The 19,520-nt window shown below is 71.6% G+C and carries 15 protein-coding genes and 1 pseudogene; 8 read left to right on the top strand and 8 right to left on the bottom strand.

All coding sequences use genetic code 11. From position 1 onward, the window contains the following. Positions 1 to 65 precede the first annotated feature (65 nt). Positions 66 to 854 (top strand): DUF1707 domain-containing protein, encoded by a 789-nt coding sequence (locus P2424_RS25515; protein ID WP_276478052.1) that lies wholly within the window; start codon positions 66 to 68, stop codon positions 852 to 854. Positions 855 to 1,089: 235 nt separating this feature from the next. Beyond that, entirely contained in the window at positions 1,090 to 1,458 is a 369-nt protein-coding gene (locus P2424_RS25510; RefSeq protein WP_276478051.1) for a WhiB family transcriptional regulator, read from the top strand. A 136-nt stretch (positions 1,459 to 1,594) separates the two neighbouring features. On the opposite strand, the gene glpX is transcribed toward P2424_RS25510, so the two are convergent. Then, positions 1,595 to 2,629, bottom strand: coding sequence for a class II fructose-bisphosphatase (gene glpX / locus P2424_RS25505; RefSeq protein ID WP_276478050.1), 1,035 nt, complete (start codon positions 2,627 to 2,629; stop codon positions 1,595 to 1,597). Between the two features lie 225 nt (positions 2,630 to 2,854). On the opposite strand from glpX, the gene P2424_RS25500 reads away from it, so the two are divergent. Then, on the top strand, positions 2,855 to 3,445 hold the full coding sequence (locus tag P2424_RS25500; protein WP_276478049.1) for a DUF4245 domain-containing protein: 591 nt from the start codon (positions 2,855 to 2,857) through the stop codon (positions 3,443 to 3,445). Positions 3,446 to 3,668: 223 nt separating this feature from the next. Here the strand turns inward: P2424_RS25500 and P2424_RS25495 are convergent, their stop codons facing one another. The 4 genes from P2424_RS25495 to P2424_RS25480 all read right to left on the bottom strand — a co-directional run bounded on the left by P2424_RS25495 (position 3,669) and on the right by P2424_RS25480 (position 7,612). Further along, entirely contained in the window at positions 3,669 to 4,262 is a 594-nt protein-coding gene (locus P2424_RS25495; protein ID WP_276478048.1) for a malonic semialdehyde reductase, read from the bottom strand. Between the two features lie 184 nt (positions 4,263 to 4,446). Continuing rightward, positions 4,447 to 4,773, bottom strand: coding sequence for an exodeoxyribonuclease VII small subunit (locus tag P2424_RS25490; protein ID WP_276478047.1), 327 nt, complete (start codon positions 4,771 to 4,773; stop codon positions 4,447 to 4,449). A gap of 9 nt (positions 4,774 to 4,782) precedes the next feature. Further along, entirely contained in the window at positions 4,783 to 5,997 is a 1,215-nt protein-coding gene (gene xseA, locus P2424_RS25485) for an exodeoxyribonuclease VII large subunit (protein ID WP_276478046.1), read from the bottom strand. A 106-nt stretch (positions 5,998 to 6,103) separates the two neighbouring features. Continuing rightward, the gene (locus tag P2424_RS25480) at positions 6,104 to 7,612 is read right to left on the bottom strand and encodes an APC family permease (protein ID WP_276478045.1); all 1,509 of its coding nucleotides are present in this window, start codon (positions 7,610 to 7,612) and stop codon (positions 6,104 to 6,106) included. A gap of 219 nt (positions 7,613 to 7,831) precedes the next feature. On the opposite strand from P2424_RS25480, the gene P2424_RS25475 reads away from it, so the two are divergent. Further along, on the top strand, positions 7,832 to 8,869 hold the full coding sequence (locus tag P2424_RS25475) for a 4-hydroxy-3-methylbut-2-enyl diphosphate reductase (RefSeq protein ID WP_276478044.1): 1,038 nt from the start codon (positions 7,832 to 7,834) through the stop codon (positions 8,867 to 8,869). A 206-nt stretch (positions 8,870 to 9,075) separates the two neighbouring features. Here the strand turns inward: P2424_RS25475 and P2424_RS25470 are convergent, their stop codons facing one another. Beyond that, positions 9,076 to 9,747 carry a DUF6542 domain-containing protein gene (locus P2424_RS25470; RefSeq protein ID WP_276478043.1) on the bottom strand — a complete coding sequence of 224 codons (672 nt, stop codon included), beginning with the start codon at positions 9,745 to 9,747 and terminating at the stop codon, positions 9,076 to 9,078. A 472-nt stretch (positions 9,748 to 10,219) separates the two neighbouring features. Between P2424_RS25470 and ychF the strand changes: the two genes are divergently transcribed. The 3 genes and pseudogenes from ychF to P2424_RS25455 all read left to right on the top strand — a co-directional run. Further along, positions 10,220 to 11,308 (top strand): redox-regulated ATPase YchF, encoded by a 1,089-nt coding sequence (ychF, locus tag P2424_RS25465; RefSeq protein ID WP_276478042.1) that lies wholly within the window; start codon positions 10,220 to 10,222, stop codon positions 11,306 to 11,308. A gap of 271 nt (positions 11,309 to 11,579) precedes the next feature. After that, positions 11,580 to 12,455 carry an Abi family protein gene (locus P2424_RS25460; RefSeq protein WP_276478041.1) on the top strand — a complete coding sequence of 292 codons (876 nt, stop codon included), beginning with the start codon at positions 11,580 to 11,582 and terminating at the stop codon, positions 12,453 to 12,455. Between the two features lie 271 nt (positions 12,456 to 12,726). Continuing rightward, positions 12,727 to 12,947, top strand: a pseudogene (locus tag P2424_RS25455) (mobilization protein); the annotation flags it as partial. Positions 12,948 to 12,993: 46 nt separating this feature from the next. Here the strand turns inward: P2424_RS25455 and P2424_RS25450 are convergent. Both P2424_RS25450 and P2424_RS25445 read right to left on the bottom strand, forming a co-directional pair. After that, positions 12,994 to 13,527, bottom strand: coding sequence for an SMI1/KNR4 family protein (locus tag P2424_RS25450; protein WP_276478040.1), 534 nt, complete (start codon positions 13,525 to 13,527; stop codon positions 12,994 to 12,996). A 1,091-nt stretch (positions 13,528 to 14,618) separates the two neighbouring features. Beyond that, the gene (locus P2424_RS25445; RefSeq protein ID WP_276478039.1) at positions 14,619 to 15,332 is read right to left on the bottom strand and encodes a cytochrome P450; all 714 of its coding nucleotides are present in this window, start codon (positions 15,330 to 15,332) and stop codon (positions 14,619 to 14,621) included. Positions 15,333 to 15,687: 355 nt separating this feature from the next. On the opposite strand from P2424_RS25445, the gene P2424_RS25440 reads away from it, so the two are divergent. Continuing rightward, the gene (locus P2424_RS25440) at positions 15,688 to 19,518 is read left to right on the top strand and encodes a MinD/ParA family protein (RefSeq protein ID WP_276478038.1); all 3,831 of its coding nucleotides are present in this window, start codon (positions 15,688 to 15,690) and stop codon (positions 19,516 to 19,518) included. Positions 19,519 to 19,520: the final 2 nt, after the last annotated feature.

Genomic DNA, 19,520 nt, shown 5'->3' with positions numbered 1-19,520 from the left:
AACCCGGGAGCAAGGAGTCGCTGCGGGGGTAGTCGCGATCTATCGCGTCTGGGTACCCTGCCCCTGTGACTGAAGACTCTTCCCGCACCTCGCTCCAGAAGCAGCAGTCGGCCGAACGCTCCCCGGAGCCCGCCGCGGCGGCAGCGCCCGCGCCGGCCCCCGTCGTGGAGCCGGGCGGGGTGCGCGCCTCGGACGCCGACCGGGACCGGGTCGCGGACATCCTGCGCGAGGCCCTCGCCGAGGGCCGGCTGGACGCGGAGGAGCACGGCGAGCGGATCGAGGCTGCCTACGGGGCCAAGACGATGGGCGAACTGGAGCCCCTCGTGCGCGATCTTCCCGCGGGCCGCTCCGGCGCCTCCGACGGGGAGCACGGCGGCACGGGGACACACGGGGGCGGTCAGCGGTCCTACGGCACCGCGTTCGCGAACTTCTCGGCCTCGCACACCTCCGTTCCGCCCGCGCCCGGCAACTGCTCCAAGGAGAACCTGGTCGCCGTCTTCAGCGGCGCCGGGCGCAAGGGGCGCTGGCGGGTCCCGCGGAAGATCAACGCCTTCGCCTGCTTCGGCGGGATCGAGATCGACCTCACCGAGGCGCTGTTCGAGCACCCGCACGTGCAGATCAACGCCACTGCGATCTTCGGGGGAATCGAGATCCGGGTCCCGGAGAACGTCACTCTGCAGCAGAAGGGTGCCGGGATCTTCGGCGGTTTCGAAGTCCGCGTCAACGAATCCGCGGATCCGGACGCGCCGACCGTGCTGGTCGAGGGAGTGGCGATTTTCGGTGGTGTGGAGGCCAAGCCGAAGCGCGGCCGCCTCATCGAGAACCTGCGCGACCGGCTGCGCAAGGAGCTCTGAACGAGCGGGGCGCATGGGGCGTCCAGCGTGCGCCGGGGAGCGCACGCTGGGGCGCGTATCAGACGACACGCAATGCATACCGGCACGTACAGCGGGTAGGGCTCGGGCATCGTCTTGCGTACGGCGAGAGTTTGCGCGCCGGCCCCGAGGGGCCCGCGGGGGAGCCGCGGACTGCCGTACGCCGCAAGACGGGTGAAGGGGAAACAAACCTCCGTCGTCGCGTCAGGAGCAGACCGTGCTGCACACGCCGCATCAGTCCCTGCAGGCCGCCGCCACCGTCCCCGCACAGCGAACGCCTGAGCGAGACGACCAAGCGGGCCCCTGGCACGCTGACGCCGTCTGCCGCCGGGACGAGGCGGGTCTCTTCTTCGCCCCCTCCAAAGAACCCACCGCCGCCCGGCTCTCCCGTGAACAGGCCGCCAAGCGCGTCTGCTCGGGCTGCCCCGTCCTGGTCGAGTGCCGCGAGCACGCCCTGGTGATGCCCGAGCCCTACGGCGTCTGGGGCGGCCTCACCGCCGCGGAGCGCCGCGTCGTCCTCTCGCGCCGCCGCCGCGCCGCGAAGTCCGCTGCCTCGGGGCCCGCGGAGGTCTCCCGTATCGCCTAGCCGTACCGACCTGCAGCCCACGCCCCGCACGCCCCTCTCCGGTGCCGGAGAGGGGCCGCTTGCGGAGGCTGCCCTTGAAAGGTGCCGTCCGGCCGGACGCGGTCCGCAAGGGCGCGAGCTCGGCCGGACGCGGCCCTCAGCGGGCGCGGTCGAAGTCGACGGCGCTGTAGGCCCGCAGCTTCGAGAGCCGGTGCACGGATTCGATCTGGCGGATGGTGCCCGACTTCGACCGCATCACCAGCGACTGGGTGTAGGCACGCTCGCCGCGGTAGTGCACACCCCGCAGCAGATCGCCGTCGGTGATACCGGTGGCGACGAAGAACACATTCTCCCCGCTGACCAGGTCATCGGTGAGCAGCACCTGGTCCAGGTCGTGGCCCGCGTCCAGAGCGCGCTGCCGCTCCTCGTCGTCCTTGGGCCACAGTTTGCCCTGTATCGTCCCACCGAGGCACTTGATCGCGCAGGCCGCGATGATGCCCTCCGGGGTGCCGCCGACCCCGAGCAGCAGGTCGACGCCGGTCTCCTCGCGCACCGTCATGACGGCACCCGCCACATCGCCGTCCGAGATGAACTTGATCCGGGCGCCGGCCTCGCGGATCTCCCTGGCCAGGCCCTCATGTCGCGGCCGGTCGAGCACGACGACGGTCACGTCCTCCACGCCGCAGCCCTTGGCCTTGGCGATCCGGCGGATGTTCACCGCGGGCGGCGCGGTGATGTCCACGAACTCCGCCGCCTCCGGCCCGGTGACCAGCTTGTCCATGTAGAAGACCGCGCTCGGGTCGAACATCGAGCCCCGCTCGGCCACGGCCAGCACCGAGACCGCGTTGCCCATGCCCTTGGCGGTGAGCGTCGTGCCGTCCACCGGATCCACGGCCACATCGCACTCGGCGCCGGTACCGTCGCCGACGCGCTCCCCGTTGTAGAGCATCGGGGCCTCGTCCTTCTCGCCCTCACCGATCACCACCACGCCGTTCATGGAGACCGTGGAGACGAGGGTGCGCATCGCCTTGACGGCCGCGCCGTCCGCACCGTTCTTGTCGCCCTTGCCGACCCAGCGCCCCGACGCCATCGCCCCCGCCTCGGTGACCCGCACCAACTCCAGTGCCAGGTTGCGGTCGGGTGCCTCCGGGCTGACTTCGAGCGGGGAGGGCAGGTGGTGGTGTTCGGTCATCGGAACACACCTTTCTGTACGGCGACTCTGGACGGCCACTGCGGCGACGTGAGCTGTGCCGATTCGGCGAGGGTGGGCAGGATTTTACCCGTACACCACAGACTGAGCAGGGGTGCCCACGGATGAGCGGCCGGGGAGGGGATGCCCGCGGCCGACGGACGGGCGCTGCGCCCGCTGCGCGCACCCTCGCGCGGGCCGCCGACCGGCATAAGGGACGATGGGGGCGTGGCAGCAGACAAGAAACGCGGCGCCCAGGCCGTGCGCGACATGGTCATCTCGCTGATAGTGATCATTCTCGCCGCCGGGGTCGTCTACCTGTTCGTCCCGCACGACGACAAGAAGGACCCGGTCAAGCCCGTCGGATACCGGGTCGAGTTGGCGTCGGCACGGCGCGCGGCGCCGTACCCGGTCGCCGCGCCGCAGGGGCTGTCCGACCAGTGGCGCGCCACCTCCGTCCGCTACAAGGCGGACAGCCCGCTGGGGTCGGCCTGGCACCTGGGCTTCATGACGCCGGACAACGAGTACGCCGCCGTCGAGCAGAGCGACGAGGAACGGCCGGCGCGGTTTGTCGAAGATGTCACCCAGGGCGCGGAGAAGACGGCGAAGAAGCAGCGCGTCGCGGGCGCGGAGTGGACCCGCTACCGCGGCCCCAAGTACGACGCGCTGGTGCGTACCGCCGAGGACGGCAAGTCGGTGACGGTGGTCACAGGTACGGCGAGCTTCCAGCAGTTGGGCGAGCTGGCCGGAGCGCTCCGCGCCGAGTCGCACAGGCCCGCCGAGAGCCCGTCCGCTTCCCCTGCCGAGCAGGCCGGGTAGCACGCGGGCGGGCCGGACAGCACGCGGCGCGGTTCGCCCGGCGGACCGGCGTCGTCGTGCTCGTGCCCGGGCCGGCGGTGTCGCCCCCCGGCGGAAAGGGAAGCCCCCCGCGCGAGGGGGGGTACGCGCGGGGGGCGGTTCAGGGGGCGTTGATCGCGGAACGGGGATCAGCGCCGGAGGAACGGGGATCAGCGCCGGACGCGGTGCCGCGGGGGGCCGTGCCTCAGAGGGCGGTCACCACGTCGTCGTAGGAGAGCCGGGGCGAGCGCGGGGCGAACGCGTCGGGGCCCGGCTTACCGATGTTGGCGACCAGCAGGACGCGCTGCCGGCCGTCGCCGAAGAACTCCTTGTCGACCCCATCGTGGTCGAAGCCGGTCATCGGACCGACGGCGAGCCCCGCGGAGCGCACGCCGAGGATGAAGTATCCGGCCTGGAGTGCGGCATTGAGGGCACCCGCGCTCTCCCGTGCGCTCTCCTCCGCGAAGACCGCGTCCTTGATGTGCGGGGCGTGCGGGAAGAGCTCGGGCAGCCGCTCGTGGAAGTCCAGGTCGTAGGAGAGGACCACGGTCAGCGGCGCCTCGCGGGTCTTGGGCACATTGCCCTCGGCCATGTGCGCCAGCAGCCGCTCCCGGGACTCGGGGGAGCGCAGCAGGGTGAGGCGCAGCGGCGACTGGTTGAAGGCCGTGGGTCCGTACTTCACCAGGTCGTAGATCGCCTGGACCTGCTCCTCGGTGACCGGCTCGTCCGTGAAGGTGTTGGCGGTGCGGGCCTCACGGAAGAGGAGGTCCTGGGCTGCGGGGTCGAGGGCGAGTGCCATGGGGTGGTGCCTTGCCTTTGCGTGCGACGTTCGGGGTGCACAGACGAGTGTAACCAACACTAGTTAAAGCTTGAACAATGCCGCCGTTGGGGCCGCCCGCCAGCGGGTTTGCAGCCGCCCCGGGCATCGGCCCGTCCGGCCGGCGGCCTCGACGTCGGTCCGGCCCAGGGGCAGGGCCCCGAACTCACCGCTCGCCCTCCTCCGTGTCTTCCTCCTCTTCCTCTTCTTCTTCCTCTTCCAGCACCGCGTCCAGCCGGGCCCGCGCCCCCTCCAGCCAGGCGCGGCAGATACCCGCGAGCTCCTCGCCGCGCTCCCACAGCGCCAGCGACTCCTCCAGCGTCGAGCCACCGGACTCCAGCCGCTGCACGACCTCGACCAGCTCGGCCCGCGCCTGCTCGTAACTGAGCGCGTCGGCCGAGGCCAGCTCCGCCTGGGACGCGCCCGCCGCACCGTCCGCCGCGGCACCCGCCGGGCCGCCTGCCGCGGCCTGACCTTCCGTATCCGTCGTCATACGGCCAGCCTATGCGTGCGGTCCGACAGCGACGCCGAACTCCCCGCCGGCCACCCGGGCCCGTAGCCGGTCGCCCTCGGCGACCTCCGCGGCGTCCCGGACCACGGCGCCGTCCTCCCGCTGCAGCACTGCGTAACCCCGCTCCAGCGTGGCGGCCGGGGAGAGCGCGACGACGCGGGCGCGGGTGTGCTCCAAGGCGTCCTCCGCGCGGGCCAGCCGATGGTCGAGCACCCGCCGGGAGCGGTCCAGCAGCGCCGCGATCCCCTCCTCTCGATCCGCCACCATGGTGTGCGGATCGGCCATGGCAGGGCGGCTCATCACCTCCGCGAGGCCGCGCTCCTCGCGCTCCAGCAGCCCGTTGATCACCCGCCAGGCGCGCTCCCGCAGCCCCCGCACCCGCTCGTGCTCCTCGCCGACATCCGGCACGGTGTCCTTCGCCGCGTGCGTGGGCGTGCGCGAGCGCAGGTCGGCGACCATGTCCAGCAGCGGCGCGTCCGCCTCGTGCCCGATCGCCGACACCACCGGAGTCCGCACCGCCGCGACGGCACGCACCAGACGCTCGTCCGAGAACGGCAGCAGATCCTCCATACCGCCGCCACCCCGCGTCACGATGATCACGTCCACATCGGCCCGGGCGTCCAGCTCGTGCAGCGCCTCGATGATCTGCGGAACCGCGTAGACCCCCTGGACCGCCGTGTTCCGCACCTCGAAGCGCACAGCCGGCCAGCGCTCCCGCGCGGTGTGCAGCACGTCCCGTTCGGCGTCCGAGGCCCGGCCCGTGACCAGCCCTATCCGCTGCGGCAGAAACGGCAGCGGCCGCTTGCGCTCCGCCGCGAACAGCCCCTCGGCCGCCAGCGTCTTGCGCAGCCGCTCCAACCGCGCCAGCAGCTCGCCCATCCCCACCGGGCGGATCTCCGCGGCACGCAGCGAGAGGCGGCCCGTCTTCTCGTACCACTCCGGCTTCGCGTGCACGACGACCCGGGCGCCCTCACCGATGACGTCCTTGACCTGTTCGTACACCTGACGGAAGCAGGTGACGCTGAGTGAGACCTCGCGGGAGGGGTCGCGGAGCGTCATGAAGACGATGCCGGCGCCCGGCCGCGGCGAGAGCTGCACGATCTGCCCCTCCACCCAGACCGCGCCCAGCCGGTCGATCCAGCCACGGATCAGCCGCGAGACCTCGCTGACGGGGATCGGGGATTCGGCGGACGTGGAGAGAGCCATGCGAGAAGGCTAGGCCCTGCCACCGACAGCCCGGCCCTCCCGGCGCCAGACGCTCCGCGCCCCTGCCCTGCCGCCCGTCCGCCCTTCCGCTTCGCTCGGGCGGTGGTCAGCCGGCTGCGGTGTCCCGCCCCGCTGCGGCCTCCCGCCGGTCCCGCCGCCGCAGCACCGCCAGCACCAGCAGAGCCACCGCCAGCCACACCAGACCCACCCAGTGCGCCTCGCGGTTGGCGGTGACGATCACCGCGACGATGATCCCGAGCCCGACCAGCGGCACCACCCAGTTCCCCAGCACGTGCGCCCGCCGCCCCGTCGCGCCACCCGGTGCGCCGTCTTCGGGCGCCAAACCCCCGGAGGTCGAGCCCCCCGACGCCGCGGCCCGCCCCGCCGGGCGCCGCCCCTCCCGCCGCCCGAGCCCGTAGTAGCCCATCACCGACAGGTGCAGCATGCCGAAACCGAAGAGGGCGCCGATGTCCACGACGGAGACGAGGCGATCCAGACCGTCGGCGGCCCGCGCGGCCCACACCGCGGCGCACAGCGTCAGCACCGCGCTCAGCAGCAGCGCCCGCCCCGGCACCCCGGTGCGGTTGCCGACCTCGGCCAGCACCCGCGGCAGCCGCCGGTCCCGCGCCATGGCGTACAGCAGCCGGGCGGCCGCCGCCTGCCCGGCCAGTGCCGCGAACGCCGCACCGATCGCCTTGCTCACCGCCACCGTCGTCTCCAGCCAGCCGCCCACCGCCGCCTTCGTCGCGGTGTAGAAGGCAGCACCCTGAGAGGCCGGATCGTCGGCCAGGCGCTGCGAGGAGTCCTGCGACAGCAGCGCGGCCAGATAGGTCTGGACGATGAAGAGCACACCGGTCACCAGCAGGCACCACACCAGGGCACGGGCCACCGGGGTGCCGCGGTCGCCCTTGCCGGCCCGGGCCTCCTCGGCGAAGTTCGCGATGGCGTCGAAGCCGAGAAAGGAGAGCACCGCCACGGAGACCGCGCTCAGCAGGGCCGTCAGCGAGAAGGCGCGGTCCCCGGTGACCGGCGAGAGCCAGCTCCGCTGGGGACCGTCCTGCACCAGCACCACCAGCGCGGCCGCCACGAACACCAGCAGCACCAGGATCTCCATGGCCAGCACCAGGAATCCGACCACTGCCGCGCGGCGCACGCCTGAGAGATTGAGCGCTGTCGTCACCACCACCGCGAGGGCCGTCCAGATCCACTGGTCCACCTCGGGCACCAGTTGCGCCATGGCGATGCCGGAGAACAGATAGGCGACGGCCGGGATGAGCAGATAGTCCAGCATCATCATCCAGCCGGCCACGAAACCGGCGCCGGAACCGAGGCCCACGCGCGCGTAGGCGTACACGGAGCCCGCCTGCGGCACCGTATGGAGCATCCGGGCGTAGGAGAACGCCGTGAACGACATCGCCACCGTCGCGACCACGTACACCAGCGGCACCACACCGTGGCTGCGTGCGTCCAGGGCTCCGTAGATGCCCACCGGCGCCATCGGCGCGATGAACAGCAGACCGTAGACGATCAGATCGCGCAGCGTCAGACTGCGCCGCAGCGCACCGTCCGGGCTGGCTCCGAGGATGTCGGCCGTGCGCGAGCGGGCTCCAGGCATGGGCCCAGCTTGCCGCAGAATGCTCCCGTCGGCAGGGGGCAGCGCGCCCCCGGCCGCGTCATGCGCCCCCACTGTGGAACGAGCCCCTGCCGCAGATCCGCGCCCCGGGCGCACACCGGCGCCGACTCACACACCCGCGCTCCGGCCCGGTGCCTCCGCCGCCCGCGCCACCGCGGGCGGCCCCCGGAACGACGCGAGCACGGCCTTTACGATGGAGCCATGACTGGTACGCCCGCCCGCAGGCCCGACGACGCACCGGAAACCACCGCACCGCAATCCGCCGCTCCGGGCCGCCGCCGCGTCCTGCTCGCCGCGCCCCGCGGCTACTGCGCGGGCGTGGACCGCGCGGTGATCGCCGTGGAGAAGGCGCTGGAGCAGTACGGTGCTCCGATCTACGTGCGGCACGAGATCGTGCACAACAAGTACGTGGTCCAGACCCTGGAGAAGAAGGGGGCCGTGTTCGTCGAGGAGACGGACGAGGTGCCCGAGGGCGAGATCGTCATCTTCTCCGCGCACGGGGTGGCGCCCACCGTCCACGAGGAGGCCGAGCGCGGCAAACTGGCCACCATCGACGCCACCTGCCCCCTGGTCACCAAGGTGCACAAGGAGGCGGTGCGGTACGCCAAGGAGGACTACGACATCCTCCTGATCGGGCACGAGGGCCACGAAGAGGTCATCGGCACCAGCGGCGAGGCGCCGGACCACATCACGCTGGTCGACGGCCCGGAGGACGTGGGGAACGTCGAGGTCCGCGACCCCGAGAAGGTGGTGTGGCTCTCCCAGACCACTCTTTCGGTCGACGAGACCATGGAGACGGTCGACGCGCTCAAGGGCCGCTACCCGAATCTGCTCTCGCCGCCCAGCGACGACATCTGCTACGCCACCCAGAACCGCCAGACCGCGATCAAGCAGGTCGCCGCGGAGGCCGACCTGGTCCTCGTGGTCGGCTCCAAGAACTCCTCCAACTCGGTACGCCTGGTGGAGACGGCCCTCACGCACGGCGCCAAGGACGGCCACCTGGTCGACAACGCGGACGAACTCGACGAAGCGTGGCTGGAAGGCATCGAGACGATCGGCCTCTCCTCCGGTGCCTCGGTCCCCGAGGTCCTGGTCGACGGCGTCCTGGAGTGGCTGGCGCAGCGCGGCTGGGACGAGGTCGAGATCGTCAAGCCCGTCGACGAGCACATGCAGTTCTCACTCCCGAAGGAACTCCGCCGCGATCTGCGCACCGAGGCCGCGGACCGCGCACGGGCCTGACACCTGGCCCCCGCGGGCCCGGCCACCCTGGGCCGGCCGGGCCGGGAGCGGGCGGTGCGCCGTTCAGCCGCGTCGGCTTCGGGGACCGGGATGGCCGCGACCGGCGGCGCGCGGTGGCGAAGCTCCGGCACGGCGCTCGACGGCGCCCCACCGGCGGTCATCGTCGGCGGGGCACGGTTCCCGGCCCCTTCACCGACCGGCGGCCCTCATCCTGCCGTGGCGCGCCGTCGGGTGCGGCGCTGCTCCAGAGCGAGAGCCGTCCTCCGGACGAGCGCGATCAGCACCGCCGCGAGGGTGCCCGCGTACAGCCACCCCGCGTGCACGGCCAAGCCCGTGAAGACGTTCTGGAGCACGCCCATGACGCCGTCCCCGGCGCCCCCGGCGAAGAAGAGCCCCGCCGTGTAGGCGAGCGGCACCGCGACCGGAGCGGTGAACAACTCCGTCGGCCGTACCCACACGGCGGCGGCCATCGAGACGAGCACGAACCCGATGCCGTAGAAAGCGGGCGCCCCGCCGGGCATCAGGGCCACCAGGCCCCCGATCAGCACCATCAGCAGCGTGGCGAACACCCCGACGCCGAGCCCGGTCAGGCGCGGCGCCGACGGGGACGCCCCGCGCCGGGCCGACCCCCCGCGAGCCGCCCGCTGCCGCCCGCCTGCCTGCTTGCCCGCACCCCGCCGGGGTGTGCCTCTCGGCGGAGCGGAGGGTGCCTGTGCTTTCTTCCGGCGGCCCGCGGACGCGGCTGCGGGGGCGGGCGCTGCCGGGTGCGGGAGCCGTGGGCTCTGCCGGGTGGCGGCACCGCCGCCTTCGGCACGGCTGCCCGGGGGCGGGGCCCCGTACGGATCGTGCTGGGTCGTGCGCGCGCTGCGTTGCTCCACCGGGCCACGGTAGGCGGTCGGGCCCCTTGGTGACCGTCATGAACACGCGGATTCCGCCAAAGGTGCCGGTCCGGCACACCATGACCACCCGGCCTGCCGGATGCGGCCACAGGTTCGGCCGTACTCGCTGCCCGGGCACCGGCCGGCAGCCTGATGGCCGCATCGGCAGCCGGATCGCCCGCCGCCCACCGCGCTCGGGGCCGGCTCGGAGGTCCGGTCGGTTCGGGCAGCGGCTCAGCCGCCTCCGAGTCACTCCGGAACCCCTGGCCGCGACCCGCACCCGGCCCTGCCCCGGGCTTGCCCGGTCCCGCCCCGGCCCTGCCCCGATCCCTCCCTGGTCCCGTACGGCCGACACCGGGGAAGGGCGGCTCCGGTCGCCCGTAGACTGGGTGGTCGGCCTCCGGGCCGCCTGTCCGCCAAGAGACCCCTCTATGGAGAACCCCCGCCAGGGGCAACGGGAAGTAGTCGCCACGTGTCGCTCACGATCGGAATCGTCGGCCTGCCGAACGTCGGCAAGTCGACCCTTTTCAACGCTCTGACCAAGAACGAGGTGCTGGCGGCCAACTACCCGTTCGCCACCATCGAGCCGAACGTCGGCGTCGTGGGCGTCCCCGATCCCCGGCTGGGGAAGCTCGCCGAGATCTTCAGCTCCCAGCGGGTCCTTCCCGCCACCGTCGACTTCGTCGACATCGCGGGCATCGTGCGGGGCGCGAGCGAGGGGGAGGGGCTGGGGAACAAGTTCCTCGCCAACATCCGTGAGTCCGACGCGATCTGCCAGGTCATCCGTGCGTTCAAGGACGACAACGTCGTCCACGTCGACGGCAAGATCTCGCCCAAGAACGACATCGAGACGATCAACACCGAGCTGATCCTGGCCGACCTCCAGACGATCGAGAAAGTGCTGCCCCGCCTGGAGAAGGAAGCACGGGTCAAGAAGGACAAGCAGCCGCAGGTCAAGGCCGTCCAGGAGGCGCAGGCCATCCTGGAGGAGGGCCGCACCCTCTTCTCCGCGGGCATCGCCCAGGGCACCGAGCGCGCCGAACCGCTGCACGAGCTGCACCTGCTCACCACCAAGCCGTTCATCTACGTCTTCAACGTCGACGAGGACGAGCTGACCGACGAGTCCTTCAAGGACGAGCAGCGCGCCCTCATCGCCCCCGCCGAAGCCGTCTTCCTGAACGCCAAGCTGGAGGCGGACCTCGCCGAGCTGGACGAGGAGGAGGCGCTGGAGCTGCTGCAGACCGTCGGCCAGGAGGAGCCCGGCCTCGCCACCCTCGCCCACGTCGGCTTCCGCACCCTCGGCCTGCAGACCTACCTCACGGCCGGACCGAAGGAAGCCCGCGCCTGGACCATCAAGCAGGGCGCCACCGCCCCCGAGGCCGCCGGTGTCATCCACACCGACTTCCAGAAGGGCTTCATCAAGGCCGAGGTCATCTCCTACGAGGACCTCCTGGAGACCGGCTCGGTCGCCGAAGCCCGCTCCGCCGGCAAGGCCCGCATGGAGGGCAAGGACTACATCATGCGCGACGGCGACGTGGTGGAGTTCCGCTTCAACGTCTGATGCGTCCGGCGAAAGGTCATCTGACCTGCGGCGGAGCGGGTTGGGCGGCCTTTGCGGTCCGCACAGAGTCCGCAGCGTGCTGTATGGGTCCGCCCCGCGGGAACCGGCGGGACGGTCGGGAAGAAGCAGCCGGTCGACCCGAAGGCGGCTGGTGCGAGGCTCGGCGCATCGGCTAGAATGGTGGCAATCGACCCCCTCCCAAGCCTCTCCACGATGCTCAAATGGGAGGGGCCTCTTTCTTTCCGGGGTGCGAGTGAAACCGAGCCTGTCCGTGGAGAAGCAGGTCGCGCTCCTGGCCAGCCGTGGCCTCGTTATCCCCGACGAAGACATTTGTGCGGCGTTCTTTGGCTCGAACAACTACTACCGGTTCTCCGGCTACGCTCGCTACTTCCAGCGAGCCCCCCATATGGGCGACGACGCGTTTACGCCCGGTACGACGTTCGCTGAGATCCGCCGCATCTACGAAGCCGATGAGGCGCTACGCACCGCGCTCAGCCCCCCCCTCGCACGGGTCGAACTCCTGCTGCGCACGCATGTCGCCCGAGTGATCGCCGACGTGCACGGTCCGTACGGCAGGTTCCTCGAGGAAAGCTTCTACACCGACGTCGGCAACGTTGAGCCGACCGTCGAGTCGTGCCTGCGTGACATCGACCGGAGCAAGGACCGCCACATCCTGCGGTACAGGGGCACCGAACGTGACCGCGTCGACTACAGCAAGCTGCCCGTGTGGTCCGCCGTTGAAGCGTGGTCGTTCGGGACGCTGTCCAAGGCCATCGAGCGCGGAGCTGGCGGCGCTCTTTCCGATGCCGTGGCGACCAGCGTCGGGGTCGCGAAGGCAGGGTTCGCCTACCGTGTGAGGTCGTTGGTCTACCTGCGCAACCGGTGCGCCCACCACAGCCGACTGTGGCATCACTCGGTCCTCGACGCCGGCCCTACGCCGAACAATGTGCGCAGCAAGGCGAAGCGGTTGGCCGGACAGTTCGAGCCGCGTTCGGTTCTCGATGTCATCGCCTCGCTCGACGACGTGGCCACACGCGGCAAGGTCGCTGATCCGGTGCTTGTGAAGGTTGCCGAGCAGCACCCTCGTGGTGGGTTGTTCTGGGAGGGGCTGGCGCGGCCTCAGAGCCCGCGCGATCACAGGGCGTGAATCAGCCCTGATCAGGGACGATCCCCAAGTACGGCGGTGCGGTGCGAAAGACACGCGCCTACGTGAGCACGTGGAAGGCGTAGTCGGCATGGTGCGCGCAGCACGGCTGCCACCTGCTGTCAGCGGACCCGTTGAAGGTCGTCGTTTTAGTGCCCACTACGTCCGGTGAAAGGCCGACCTGCGGCGGAGCGGGTCGGACGGCCTTCGCGGTCCGCACAGAGTCCGCAGCGTGCTGGATGAGCCCGGCACGCGGGGGAGCGCCTACGCCTAGCCCCGACGTCTCCTGGCCGAAGTGAGCGCCCAGCGGGAACTCGACAGCGCCGAGCACCCCGCCGAGGTCCGCAACTGGCGCATCACCGCTCAGCCGAACCGGCGGACACAAGCAGCTCGCAGCCGCAGCAGCATCAGTGGAATGTCGTCCATGCCCGCCACGCCACACCCTCGACCACGCCAGTGGCTACGAGGCCCGAAGAGCGCAGTCGACACCGCTGACACCGATCAGATGCCCTCGCCACACGCCGTGGGGGGCGGGTCGGGTTCAACGGCAAAGCTTCATGATGGTGTCGTCGAAATCGGGAAACTCTCGTGTGGCCTGCGGAATGATCGTCGCTGCCGACGCGCGGCGGTCCGGAGCGAATTGCTCCGCGATGGCCGTCAGGTCGCGATTGACCTGTGGAGCCCAATCCGGCTCGGGCTCGTATGAGGTGGCTGCTTCCCGCGGGCCGAAGCCGTCAGCCAGCAGCCACAGGAAGGCGCCCAGGTCGCGAGCGACAACGCCCGTCTCCCCTTCGGAGCCCAGAAAGACAACCGGCTCCTCTACCAGCTCCCGACCTGGACGAACCAGCCAGAACGCCGCGTTCCCACCGGTGCCGTCCTGGCCGAATACGCGGAAGTCGTCACCTTTCAGCTCGCCGTTGCCTGTCCACGCGCGGAACCACTCGGTGGTCTCATCGGCGGTCAGGAAGGACTCGTAGGGTTCGAAGTCGACGCCATCCTCGCCAATGCACTCGAGTCGGACTGCCATGGCAGCGGCGAGCGCGGCGGGGAACTGGCGATCTCCGTTCACGATCATGCGAACAGAGTAGCGATCGGCTTGGGCTGCCCAGCTGCTGATAGTGCTGGCGGAGCTCCAGCCGAGATACGCGTGGGGCATGGTCACGGTGAGCGAATCCTCAAACGAGTGGCAGGCTTGGCTGAACAGTCTGGACGCGCGTGGAAGGGCGACAGCGGAGTCGCTGCGCGCCCGATTCGAAGCACTCGGCGCGGCCGATGCCGGCGACTGGGCCAAGCCAAGTCGGAGATCTGTGCGGACCTTCCATACCTCGCGCGCTTCACGCTGCTGCGCAGGGACTCGATCGTGACAGGTAACGGTGCTCCTGGGCCTGCTGTCTGGTAGGGCGGACGGCTGGGTACGCTGTATGTCTCCTCGCCTTCCTGCGGATGCCGTCGCCCTTCTGGGTGTCCCGCAGGGGTCAGGTGAGGTGTTGGGAGAGTGGGCCCCCGCTACGGCGGGGGCCCACTCGCTTGCACCTGGGCGAGAACAAGTGCAGCCCCGCAGCCAGCAGACGGGTTGCGTCACCGGCGGCAGCGCGATGAACCCGTACGGCACATCAAATACGCCCTGTTTTATGAGCACCGGGGGCCACACCTTCCCGGCGTTGGTGAACCGGCTGCGCCGGTGAATCTACGGTCCACCCGGGCAGATACTCGGGTCAGTCTCCTCGGTCATGGTGAGCTGCCCACGGCAGACTCCAGGATGTCGTCCTGGAGCGGTCCACCTCTCGCTCTGCCGCTGCGATGGACAGGAGGTCCGTCGCGGGAAGTTTCGGCCGCTGGCACGGACCGCACGCGCACGGGCGGTGGTTGGGCGGAGCAGCGCGCTCAAGGCGCGCGATGAGTCCCACCCGAGGAGAGAGACCTCTCGATTCCCAGCGCTCGCCTGCCGTGCACCAGCTGCGGGGCGCCGGAGACCGGATGCGCAGGTCGGAACACCCCCGCTCGCGCGGGGACCACACCGGCATGACCGGCCTGCCAAGGGCCCCGCAAGGGAGGGCCCGGACGCCGAAGGCGCCCGGGCCGGTCGTGCCCTGGTCGTCAGTACCAGTACCAGCGTCGGGCCGGCTTGTTGGTGAAGATGCGTCGCATCGTCGAGGTCATGGGTGATCACCTCCTTCCTGCGTGGAGTGCGGGTGGGCGGTCCGGGGTGCGGTGCAGGACGAACGGTCGCGGGATGTTGCCCTCCGACATGGCAGCGCGTGTATCAGCGTCGGTGACAGCCAGGCAGGCCTGGTCGGTGAGGGCGGTCAGCGACTCGATGAGCAGCGTGTGGGCCACGGCTGCTCCGGCGCAGCTGAAGGGGCCCGTTCCGAAGGGGAGGTAGGGACCGTGGCTGCTGTCGTCGGCCCAGCGTTCGGGACGGAAGGCGTCCGGGGAATCCCGGTGGCGGGCGTCGTGGTGCAGCAGGTACGGGCAGACGGAGAGCAGCTGTGGGGCCAGAATCGGCCGGAACATCATCAGGTGCAGGTCGGCCACTGCCCGGTCGGTCATTCCCGCTTCGGCGCCCACTATGAGCACCGCGTCGAGCATGTCCCGCGGTTCGCCCGCAGGTTGCCGGCGGCGGTGCGCCTCTTCGGCGACGGCAGTCACCAGCTTGGCCCGTACCACCTCGGCCCGGGCCCGCTGCCAGGCGTACCGGGCGCGTATGGCCACGCCCTCGTGGGCGGCCCGCCGCATCAGCTCACGGCTGCGACCCGGTGTGTCGGGGTGCAGCAGCAGGTCCGCCAGGCAGCGGTAGACCAGCCGCGTACCGGTGTCCGGCCCCGAAGGCGCGAGCGCGCGCCGGTACCCTTGACCGACCGGTATCGCCCTCCATGTCACGAGGCTGCGCCTGCGGCCACGCCCGGCGGCACGCCCCTCGGCGAGGACGCAGGGTCGGGCTCGGTCGGCGGTGCGTCCTGAGCGGCGCCGCACTGGCGCGGGCGGTCCGCTCGGGAACCGCCGACCCGGCGCACGCCCTTCGAGCAGGAACCACTCCGGAACGAAGCCATGACAGTCGCCTGTCGGTCACCGGCACCGGAGCTCGGACGGTCCGCCGGTCACCGTTGACAGGCGAGGACGGTGTACTGCTCGCCCGGCTTTCTGGTCGACCGTCAACGGGGTTGCGGCCTGGTGCCGTTGTGCTTCCATTGAGGCAGTTGGCAGAGGGAGACGTGCGAAGGGCGGGATGCGGCGCATGGTGGACGACGCCTCCCGCTCCGCAGCCGCGGCAGCCGGCGCCGCCGTGGTCGAGGCCATGGGGAGCGAGGCGTGGTACTCCGTCCGCTCCTTCGCGGCGCGCCTGCTGAGCCGGGGTGACCCACGGGCAGAAGAGGCGCATGCGGTCCGGCTGGACCGCGACCTGGCGCTGCTCATGGAAGCACGTGACGAGCGGACCCGCATCCGGCTGGAGGCCGCCTGGCAGACGCGGTTCGAGATGCTGCTGGAGACCGCACCGGAAAGCGAGACCTCCGAACTCGTGGAGCAGCTGGACCATGTGGTGCTGCGCCACCCATACGCCGTCACGGCAGTATCCGGCCCGGTGCAGCGCTCCGCTCCGTCCCCCGTGCGGGCCCCGCTCCCGCCCTCGCGTGTCGAGTGGACTCCGTTACGCGCAGGCGCGGACAGTGCTCCCACTCTCGTCGGGAGCATTCCGGCCGAGGTGGGCCCGTTCTGCCACCGTGCCGAGGCCGATCTGCTGGATGCCGGCTTTGACGAGCCGTCCGCCGCCCGGGCCCTCGTCGGGCCCGCCGGGGTGGGCAAGACCCGGCTGGCCGCCCGCGTCGCCCGGCACATGCTGCTGGACGGGGCGGTCGACCTGGTGGTGTGGGTGACAGCGACCAGCGAAGACGCGGTCGTGTGGGGCTACGCCGAAGCCGCCGCAGTCGTCACCGAGCACAGCACCGAGCAGCCGGAGCGTGCCGCGCAGGCTTTCCGCTCCTGGCTGAGCTGGACGGACCGGCGTTGGCTGGTGGTACTCGACGGGCTTCCCGACTTCGCCGGACTGCAGGACCTGTGGCCACCGAAACGGCCCAACGGTCGCGTGCTGGTCACCACCCGCCACCCTGCGCCGCCGCCGAACGGCACCGGACGCGTCGAGATCGGACGGTTCGGCTCCGAGGCGGCGGACGGCCTTCTGAGGCTCGAGCTCGGTGCACAGGGGCGCCTCGGCGATCCCGCCGAGGCCACCGCATTGGCTTCCGACCTCGGGCGGCACCCGCTGGCGCTGTCCACAGCGGCCGCCTGCCTGGTGTATTCCGGACAGAGCCTTGCCGACTATCGCGGCCGCCTGGCCGATCTCACCCGGCGCCTGCCGGGCGCTGCCGGGCCCGACCCCGTCACGGCCTGCTGGTGGCTGTCCCTCGAGACGGCCGACCGGCATTCCGCGGGACTCGCCCGTCCTCTGCTGGAGTTGGCCGCGGTACTCGATCCGCACCGTGTGCCGGTCGCCGTGCTCACCAGTGAGCCCGCGCTGCACTACCTCGCACGACGGCGCGGCGCGGCGGACGGGGAGACACCCGGTGCCCTTGGGCGATCCCGCCCGGTCGAGAGCGCGGAGGCCCTGCACACCCTCGACGTACTGCACAGGGTGCGCCTGGTGGAGAGCCGCGGTGACGCGGAGCACCCGACTGTCGGCCTGAGCAGCCTGGTTCAGGACGCCGTCCGGGCGGCGGTGCCGTCCGGGGTGAGGCACCGACTGGTCCTGAGCGCCGCAGACGCGTTGCGGGAAGTGTGGGGTCCGGCGTCAGCCGAGCCGCGGTCCGCGCTGTGCCGGGCGCTGCGTTCGGGAACCGACATCCTGGCCACGCACGCGCGGGGAGCGCTGTGGAAGCAGCAGTGCCATCCCGTGCTGTTCCAGGCCGGCCGGAACCTCATCACGGCCGGGCTGATCCGTGCGGCCCGGATGCGCTGGGAGTGGCTGCACGCCGCCTTGCACCAGCACTTCGGCCCGGACCATCCCGACACGCTCGCTGCCCGCGGTCATCGTGCCTGGGTACGGGGTGCCGCGCAGGACGCGCCCGGTGCCGTGGCCGCCTATCGAGAGCTGCTCGACGACTTGGTGCGGGTGCTGGGCCCCGACCACAGCGATGTGTTCACCGTCCGGGACAACCTGGCGCGCTGGCAAGGCGTCGCCGGTGATCCCGCGCGGGCCGCCGTGGCCTACACGGACCTGCTGGCGGACCGGTTGCGGGCACTGGGCCCCGACCACAGGGACACCCTTCTGACGCGCCACAACTTGGCGCTCTGGCGCGGAGAGGCAGGCGACGCCGCGGAGGCGGCGGCCGCCTACGCCGAACTCCTCGACGACATGGTGCGGGTCTTCGGTCCCGATGACGATGCCGTACTGCGCATCCGCGACCAGCTGACCGAGTGGCGGAACCGGGCCGCCGACGCGGCCACTGCCACCCGCGTCCCGGTGGGGCCCGCAGGGGAGGCCCCGTACTCCCGACATCCCCACGCGGGGGCCGGGCCACCTCGCTCCGAGTGCTGGGCGCCGCCCGTGCCCGGCGGTCAGGGTGGGACGCCGCACGGTGCGCGGACGGCGCCGTCGGACGACGAGGCCAAGCTCTCGGCCGGGCACTTGCTGCTGAAGCCGTCGTGGACGAGCCAGTGGCGCCGCCGGCTGGCCAGGCGCGGGGGGTCCACAGCCGGTGAGCCGCGATCCGGAAGGGACGTACTGCGCTCACCGTTGTCCGGGTCCCACCGCATCGCGGTGATCAGTCTGAAGGGCGGCACGGGCAAGACGACGACGGCGGCGATGCTCGGCGCCACGCTTGCCGGTCTGCGCGAGGATCCGGTCGTTGCGGTCGACGCGTCCCCGGAGGGTGGCACCCTCGGACACCGTGTGAGCCGGGAGGCGGGCTCGAAGCTTCTGGACCTGCTCGCCGCTCTCCCGCAGCTCCATGGTCCCGAGGACGTCCGCGGTTTCGCCGGTCCCGGCCCGGACGGGTTGGAGGTCTTCGCCAACGACGTCTCCCCGGCGCTGTCCGTGCCGTTCGGCGCGAAGCAGTATCAGCAAGTCGTCGACGCTCTGAGCCGCACTTACCCGATCGTCGTCACCGACTCCGGCGCCAGCCTGATGCAGGAGGCCATGAGGGGTGTGCTGACGCTCGCCGACCAGCTGGTGATCGTCGCCACCGCGAGCGTCGACGGTGCCGAGGTCGCCTCCGTGACCATGGACTGGCTCTCCGCCCACGGCCACGCCGAGCTGGCCCGGAGTTCGCTGGTCGTGCTCTCGAGCGTGCACGCCCGCTCCCGCCTGGTGAAGGCTCACCTCATCGCCGAGCACTTCGCCCGGCGCTGCCGCGGCGTCGTCACCGTCCCCTTCGACGAGCATCTTGCCACCGGCGCGGAACTGGACCCGGCTCGGCTCCGGGCGGATACCCGGCGGGCGTACGTCGACCTCGCGGTGCTGGTCGCAGAGGGCTTCCCCAGCGCCCATCCGGGCGCCCCGATCGCTCCGGAAGCACCGACGGAGACCGCGAGCACCTCCGCGGCTGCTCTCGACGCACGGTTCTCCGAGTTCCCGGGGGTGCCCGACGACGCTCCGGGTGATGCAGTCGAGCCGGGCTCGTCCGTCCTCGGCACCGCCAGCCGGCCTCCGCCCCCGAGCGGCCCCCGGTCCGCACGGCTGAGCAGTCCGGCCCCGCTGCCCCCTCCCGCGCCCCGCCCCCGGCTCCGCGCTCGGGTGACGGTGGCGGAGGACGTCGTATGCGTCGGCGAAGCCTGCACGCTCGAGTTCCGGCTGACCGCCGCCGACCCGCCGGACATGGCCGAGCCGCACCCACCGCAGCAGAACCTTCTGGTCGTCGCCACGACTCGCTCTCGCGCGACCGTGGAGCCCCCCGCCGTCGACTGCACGGCGAACGACGAGCCCGCCCGGTTCGCCGTCACGGCGGGGGAGGCGGGCACGCACCGCGTGCGCTTCTCCGTGTACGACGCGGAGAACGGCAGGGTGCTGCAGGTTCTGGAGACCACGCTGCCGGTGGCCACTGCCCCGGACCGGGAATCGCTCGGGAGTCCGTGACC

The sequence above is a fragment of the Streptomyces sp. WMMB303 genome (genome assembly GCF_029351045.1).
Taxonomy (GTDB): domain Bacteria; phylum Actinomycetota; class Actinomycetes; order Streptomycetales; family Streptomycetaceae; genus Streptomyces.
Note: the sequence above shows the minus strand (reverse complement) of the source record. Positions and strands in the feature narration are given on the sequence as shown.